The 7390-nt window shown below is 41.8% G+C and carries 6 protein-coding genes and 1 tRNA gene; 3 read left to right on the top strand and 4 right to left on the bottom strand.

The features are described from left to right. The first annotated feature begins 156 nt into the window (after positions 1 to 156). Together A5295_RS03080 and A5295_RS03075 are read left to right on the top strand one after the other, a co-directional pair. Positions 157 to 837, top strand: a complete 681-nt coding sequence (locus A5295_RS03080) for an ECF transporter S component (RefSeq protein WP_064621671.1) — start codon at positions 157 to 159, stop codon at positions 835 to 837. A gap of 287 nt (positions 838 to 1124) precedes the next feature. Further along, a tRNA-Ile gene (locus A5295_RS03075) sits at positions 1125 to 1198 on the top strand. Positions 1199 to 1274: 76 nt separating this feature from the next. Here A5295_RS03075 and A5295_RS03070 read toward each other — a convergent pair. Further along, the gene (locus A5295_RS03070; protein ID WP_064621670.1) at positions 1275 to 2177 is read right to left on the bottom strand and encodes a carbohydrate kinase; all 903 of its coding nucleotides are present in this window, start codon (positions 2175 to 2177) and stop codon (positions 1275 to 1277) included. A 282-nt stretch (positions 2178 to 2459) separates the two neighbouring features. Between A5295_RS03070 and A5295_RS03065 the strand changes: the two genes are divergently transcribed. Beyond that, complete coding sequence (locus A5295_RS03065; protein WP_004110557.1) at positions 2460 to 3110, top strand: vitamin K epoxide reductase family protein; 651 nt, start codon at positions 2460 to 2462, stop codon at positions 3108 to 3110. Positions 3111 to 3150: 40 nt separating this feature from the next. On the opposite strand, the gene murI is transcribed toward A5295_RS03065, so the two are convergent. The 3 genes from murI to A5295_RS03050 all read right to left on the bottom strand — a co-directional run bounded on the left by murI (position 3151) and on the right by A5295_RS03050 (position 7361). Further along, entirely contained in the window at positions 3151 to 3921 is a 771-nt protein-coding gene (gene murI / locus A5295_RS03060; protein WP_064621669.1) for a glutamate racemase, read from the bottom strand. 62 nt (positions 3922 to 3983) lie between these two features. Beyond that, positions 3984 to 5645, bottom strand: coding sequence for an ABC transporter ATP-binding protein (gene nikE, locus A5295_RS03055; protein ID WP_064621668.1), 1662 nt, complete (start codon positions 5643 to 5645; stop codon positions 3984 to 3986). Between the two features lie 6 nt (positions 5646 to 5651). Then, complete coding sequence (locus A5295_RS03050) at positions 5652 to 7361, bottom strand: ABC transporter substrate-binding protein (protein WP_064621667.1); 1710 nt, start codon at positions 7359 to 7361, stop codon at positions 5652 to 5654. Positions 7362 to 7390 lie beyond the last annotated feature (29 nt).

The raw sequence follows: 7390 nt of genomic DNA, 5'->3' as shown, positions 1-7390 counted from the left end.
ATATAAGATCTGACAATGTATTAAATATCACAAAAGGTATGTTGTGCTTTTTAGAGGTGATACACTTTCTCATTGGTACTTCTGCCCAGGCTGCGTAGGTCAGGAAGTATTCAATTCAGTAATTTACAATGCGCAGCAGCTTAAAAAGGATTTCCTATGAGCGATATTTTCAATACAAATAATAATGGGTTAGAATCATCTAATTGTGTAACGGATCAAGTGGATAGTAATGCTGCTTCTAGTATTAATAGGGTTGTAAGCATGCGTTGGCGTGTTGCAGATATCGCATTAGGTGCTGCTCTTGCTGCTGTTTTTGGCGTTATCTTGTATGGCTATGGCTTGGTGTTTATTCCTTTGATTCGTACTTTGAATGCAGCTGTTCTTCCTGGTTTTGCAAGCATCACGCATGGTGTTTGGTATTTGTCTGGAACTCTTGCAGTTTTGCTTATTCGTAAGCCAGGTTCTGCAGTGTATGTAAATGTTGTTGCAGCATTTGTACAGGTGCTTCTTGGAACTCCGTTTAATATGCGAGATACGCTTATTTCCGCACTTTTGCAGGGTGTGTTTGCGGAGATTCCGTTCTTAATTTTCCGTTTGCGAAAGTTTAATTTGACTTTAAGTGCTCTTTCTGGTTTGCTTGTGGCTTTTGAGTATGGTGTGTTCTTAAGCTTCACTAAGTATCAGGCTAAAGCTCCTACTTATATTACGATTCATATGATTACAGAGCTTATTAGTGGATTGTTGCTTTCTGGAGTGCTTGTGTGGTTTGTGTATTTGGCTTTGCGCAAAACTGGTGCTCTTGATAACTTCGCATCTGGACGTTCTGACCGAGCTTGAAATCATCGGGATTTCAAGCTCCTTCAGAACGTCGAGCTTGCTCAGGTTGAAAGCACGGTGTGCTTTCAACGCAAGCGAGGTCTGCCTTCGTCGTTATTGACGGAGGCAGATTTTGGTTGGTGTGGTTTTGTGTTGGGTTTTGTTTTTGTTTGTTGGGGTTTTGACCGAGTTTGAAATCATAGGGATTTCAAGCTCAGTAATCCTAAGCAAGGTCAAAAATTCGACTCACTGAGTTGGCGACGTTTATGGGTATGTGCTAATCTAGTCGTTGCTAACTTTGTTAGCGTGGGGCTTTAGCTCAGTCGGTTAGAGCAGCGGACTCATAATCCGTCGGTCCAGGGTTCAAGCCCCTGAGGCCCCACAAGATATTAATAATGCCACTTCATTATGATTTATGAAGTGGCATTTTTGCATCTTATAATTTAAATTTTTTTGTTTTATTTGTTATTTTCTGCCATTGACAAGTAATCTGGTATTTGTTTTGGATACTTAGGCCATGCTCCTTCTTGAGTGCACACAAATGCTGCAGTATTAACAGCTGCGCGATGCGCCTCTTGCAAGCTTTCTCCCTTAAGAATATGCGCTGCAAATGTTCCTGAGAACGAGTCTCCAGCACCAACTGTGTCAAGAACTTCAACGTGTGGAGTTGGGATAGTAGAGCTTTCTCCGGTGTTTGTAGTAATCGTGCTAAAAGTAGAGCCGCCTGTAAGAATCACATAATCTAGTCCGTAACGAGCTTGGAACCACTTGCAAGCTTCCTCGTCTGAAGTGTCGCGAATATTGAACATATCGCGTAATAAGAATAGTTCCGAATCGTTAAGCTTAAATACTGTTGCTTCTTGAAGTAATGTGTCGATAAGATCCTTAGAGTAGTGATCGCTTCTAATGTTAATATCGAAGAACTTCATTGCTCCAGGCTTAGTATGCTTTAACAATTGCAAAATTGTGTCGTGAGTTTCTTGAGAACGTAAGCTTAGAGTGCCAAAGCATACTGCATCTGCTCGTTCTACTAAATCAATGAGTTCTCGAGTGTAAAGAATATGATCCCATGCTATATTTCGCAGAATAGTGTACTCTGGTATTCCATTTTTTAGTGTTACTTCTACAGTGCTTGTTGGCCAAGCGTTGCGTTGAATAATTGAAGCGATGCCAGCTTTGTTCACTTTGTCAATCAGCTCATCGCCGAGTTGGTCTTGACCAACAGCGCTAATCATGCAACTTTGCGCTCCGTGACACTGTGCGTGATATGCAAAATTTGCTGGTGCTCCTCCAACACGTTTTCCATGTGGGAGCAAATCCCATAAAAGTTCGCCGAGTGAAAGAACAATTGGCTTAGTCATAATATTCCTTTCGCACGCGTCAGTGCAGCAAATTTGTAGAGCTATACTTTTACTAAATATCTTCTCGCTTCTTCAAAAGCATTTTGATGCAAATTTTGCTTGTAAAAATGCTATACAAACAATTATGGTGCGCCCTTTCGATAAGTAACATGCGCAATGCGTGTTACGTTTCTATAGAGCGCACCATAAGTGCCATATTGCGTACGTTTAACTTAGCTTATGCTGGCNTAYTATNTTATTATTATTCACATCATTCGCAATTAGTAACTTTTAGGAGCAGCAATGAAGCAAACTGACGCCGCTAAAGAAAACTATGAAACAACACTTAGCGGATGGAGGCACTCTGCAGCATGGACGTATGGCATTATGCTATTTTTCTCTGCAGTAGCACTTGTAACTTCGCTTATACTTTCTGCTGAAACCCTTGCTTTAGCGCGCGCACCTAAAAAACTGCTCAGCTGCGATTTTAACAGCGTTGTGTCCTGCTCTAGAGTTGCACAAACTTGGCAGGCAGAAATTGTGAAATTTGGCGAATTAAGCTTCCCAAACGCATTCTTTGGAATTGCTGCAGAAAGCGTATTCGTAACGCTCGCAGTTATTGGAATGATTCGCGTACGCGTGCCGCGATGGTTCGCAATCTGCACTTGGCTTGGTGGGTTATGCGCTCTTGTTTATGCTTACTGGCTGTTTTCGCAATCTATGTTCGTAATTCACGCGTTGTGCCCGTGGTGCATTGTGCTTATGTTCTCCACAACAATGCAATTTATATCGTTGACTCACGCAAGCGTAAGTTCGCAAAAGTTGCTTGTTAAGCGTTTTAGCTTGGTTGAAAGCTATTACCGTTTGCGATACGACTTGCTAATAGATGTGCTTTGGGTTGCGGCATTGCTTACTTTGATTTTGTGCCAATATTCTAAAGTATTTTTTGGCTGAATAAGAGCGATTTTTAACGCAAAATCTTAACGCAAGTCTTTCAGCACAAGCTCTTCGCAAGTTGCTGCATGCGCAAGCTTGTATCCGAATTAGTAAGAGTTATGCTGCCTTCTTGAGAATCGCTTGCAAGCTCATTATTAAGTTCCAATATTTTGCGCAAATGATTAATAGTTCCTTCGTTGCCGTCAACAATATTCGTGCGCGCAGGCAAAAACTCGCGGAAATAATCCCTATAAAACACAAAATGAGTGCAGCCCAGCACAACCGAATCAATACTGTCTAAATCATACTCGTCGAAATACTTGTGAAGAGCAGCAAAAACTACATCACGATTATTAAGCTCCCCACCCTCAACAATACGCACTAAGTCGGGGCAAGGCTGCGAAAAAATCGTGTTATTTTGCGAAAAACGTTGCAGCAAATCCGCAAACTTATGCTCGCGCAAAGTAAGCTCAGTTGCGGCCACAATTACGCGCTGAGGCTCACCTTTACCTAAATCACAAGCTAATTTAAGCGCCGGCTCCATACCTACGATAGGTATATTGTAATGCGCGCGCAAATCGTTCACAGCTGCGGAAGTGGCAGTATTACAAGCAATTACAACAGCTTTTACATTTAGGCGAACAAAATGCTCGACAATTGCAAAGCTTAACTTTTTAACTTCTTCAGGCGTTTTAATGCCGTATGGCGCGTTTGCAGAGTCGCCGAAATAAATAATTCGCTCATGCGGAAGAGCAGCATGCAACTGACGAGCTACGGAAATGCCTCCAAGCCCAGAATCAAAAACGCCAATTGCTGCCGACGATGCCATAAACTACCTCCTAAAAACGCTTACTATCGTAATGGCGAGTGTCAACATACTAGGAAAACATACTACGAAATATATTGAACGCTGCCATTTCTAATTATGGCAACTTCGCTAGCAACTTCTTGCACAACGCCAACATCATGAGTAATAAACAAGCATGCGTAACGGTATTTTTGTTGCAAATCATGCAATAAGTTAAGTACACAACGTTGCACTGTTACGTCAAGCGCAGAAGTTGGCTCATCCACAATAAGCAGAGAAGGCTGCAAAATCAACGCTCGCGCAATACCTACGCGCTGTCTTTGACCTCCGGAAAGCTCGTGAGGAAAACGGCTTGCGAATTCAACTGGCAGTTGTACTTGATTAAGCATTTCTCCAACGCGCTCTAAACGCTCATTGGCATCAAGATTCGTGTGTAAAAGTAATGGTTCTGCAATACTCCAGCCAATGGTTTTACGCGGATTTAGTGCGGAACCTGAATCTTGAAAAACGTATCCAATTCGCGATAATGCTTGGCGGCGAACTTTATTGTTTAATCTGTTTAAGTTTTCTCCATTAAGTAGCACTAATCCTGAATTTGGTTTGATTTGCCCAGAAATAAGCTTTGCAATAGTGGTTTTCCCAGCTCCAGACTCCCCGACTAAAGCTAGTGTAGAGCCAGAGTTAATGCGCAAGTTTGCATTAGCGAGAGCAAGCTTATTTGAATCTTTGCTAAAACGAGCATGCGAATACTTCACACTTACGCCTTGAACTTCAACTACTGGAGATTCAGAACCTGGAGATTCAGAAATATTCTTAGCAATATTCTTAGCAATTGCTTTTGCTACTTCTTCTATACTTTCATAAGAATCACCACTTGAAGCATATTGCATATCAAATTTAGGAACAGAATCTAGCAAAGTGCGCGTATATTCGTGCTTAGGATTCGCAAAAATATGCTGAACTTCGCCAGATTCCACAACATTCCCGCCTTGCATTACATACATTTCATCTGCGAGCGCGCGCACAACACTCATATCGTGCGTAATAATTAACACAGCAAGCTGTAATTTCTCCGACAAATTACGTATAAGACGTAAAATATCTCGTTGCGTGGTGATGTCGAGTGCTGTTGTAGGCTCGTCTGCAATCAAAACTTGTGGACGATTTATTAAAGCCATAGCAATCATCGCACGCTGGAGTTGGCCGCCAGAAAGCTCATGCGGATAAGAACGATACACGCGCTCAGCATCACTCAACTCAACCTCGAGGAGCTGCGAAATCACACGCTTCTTACGCTCTCTTTGGCTAAGCTTTCCTGCTTTTTCAGGATGATATATTAGCGCTTCTTCTATTTGCTTGCCAATTGTTTTCACAGGATTAAACGCACTGGACGGCTCCTGAAAAATCATGCCAATCATACCACCGCGAATATGCTCATAAGAGGCATCTTCGCTAAGCAAATTTATAAAAGATTCGTTAGCATCCGAAGCGTTAAGAAGTGCCGCATTCCCTTCAACACGCGCATTATTATCGAGCAATCCCATAAGAGCCAGCGCAGTAAGTGACTTTCCAGAACCGGACTCGCCTACTAACGCAGAAACCATTCCAGCACGCAATCGCATAGAAACATTGCGTGTAATTTGCCTACCGTCAATCGAAACCGACAAATCTTCAACGCTTATAACAATTCTTTTACGCGCATCCAAATCTTTATTATCCAAAGCTTGCGCATCCAAATTCGTCATCTTCAATCACCTATTCAAAGACACAGCTGCATAATTAGGGTAAGCAGGAAAACTTCCGATGTAGAAATTCTCAACACCGCTTCCATGAATAAACGTATTATGCGAGTAAATAAGCGGAACAACAGGAGAATCTTCCATAATAGCGTGATCCGCCTTTTGCCACAGTTTATGAGCCGAATTCTCGTCAACAGTTTGCACAGCTTCGCGAATTAAAGCATCTACTTTAGGATTCGAATAACGAGAAATATTCCAGTTACCGCCGCCAATTTGCGAAGAATCAAAAAGCGGTCCCAAATTCGCAAAAGCAGAAGGAAAATCAGGCTGCCACGAAGCCAAAGCCAAATCGTAATCTCCGGAATTTGACGTAATTGCATCCGTAAAGTTTACTGCGTCAACAGTTTTAATCGTCACTTTAATACCAGCTCGCTTTAAACTTGATTGCACAGAAGATGCCACTTGCGTTTGATCCGGACGAGCAATCAGAATCAACTTAATATCGGTTTTACCTGATTTTTTCAATAGTTGTTTAGCTTTCTCAACGTTCCCTCGAGGATCTTCAGAATACAAATTAAACTGCTTTCGACCAGAAATACCAGGCGTAATAAGCGTAGTAGCAAAACCTCCAGCAATTTCGCCGCCCTTCGCAGTTCGATACGACTGCTTATCAACAGCATACTGAATCGCTTTTCGAATATTGATATCCGTTATTCTGCGCGTATTCATAGCCAAATATTCAAGAGCACCATCACTACTAGTAGTTAGCAACTTACGAGATTGAGGATGCGCTTGAGCTTGTGCAAGCTGAGCAGGCGGCACAAAATCAGCCAAAAATGCGGTTTTTGTATCCGTATTTCCTTGAATCATAGACTGAGCTGAAACAGTAGTGTCTGAACCAAGTTTCCACACAATTTCATCTGCAGAAGCTGTGCGAGTACTGTCGAGCTTGGAATCCCAATACTTATTGCGTTGCATTACAACTTGCTTTCCAACTTCGTTCTGCACAATCCTGTATGGTCCTGAAGATTTCGGCCTTTTACTATATGTCTGAGCATCGCCTGAACTAGTTGGAACTGGCACAAATGCAGCCAAAGATGTCACCCACGGCCAATCTGCAAAAGGTGCTTTCAAATGGAAAATAATCGTTTGATTATCTGGAGTTTCAATCGAATCAAGCGACTTTCCGTCGAATGGTCCTCTATAGTTTTCAGCTCCAACAAGAAGAGTTTTGTGATATCCAAAACCACCGCTTAACGAATCTGCAAACGAGCGCTCAATACCAAATTTAATATCGTGCGAAGTGATTTCGGTTCCATCTTCATACTTAACACCCTTTTTAAGAGTGTATTTCCAAGTTTTTCCGCCGTCACTTGTTGTGCCAGTATCCGTTGCCAAATCTGGAACTACGCGCGTTTGCTTGCTTAAATCCGGATTTACTTTCCAAGTAGTAAGCGCGCGGAAGATGAAATTATTTGACGTAATTGGCAAACCTTGACTGCGCGCTGGATCGAAATTCATATTCGTATTTGACGTAAATATTGTAAAAGTTCCGCCTTTTTTAGGATTAGAATTTAGCACAGAAGTGTTCGTAATACTGGTTTTCCCAGAGTTGTAATTTGTGCAAGCTGAAAGCGAAAGTAGTGAAATTGTAAGTAGTGAAAAAGCTGCTGTTGAAGCAAGAATTTTCTTTGAAGCCGTATTATTTTTGAAAATGAACATAATAATCCCCTTATTTCTTTAATCTTTTC

The sequence above is a fragment of the Gardnerella sp. 26-12 genome (assembly GCF_001660745.1).
In the GTDB taxonomy this organism is placed as follows: Bacteria; Actinomycetota; Actinomycetes; order Actinomycetales; family Bifidobacteriaceae; genus Bifidobacterium; species Bifidobacterium swidsinskii.
The sequence above is the reverse complement of the archived record's forward strand: the minus strand, read 5'-3'. Positions and strand labels throughout refer to the sequence as shown.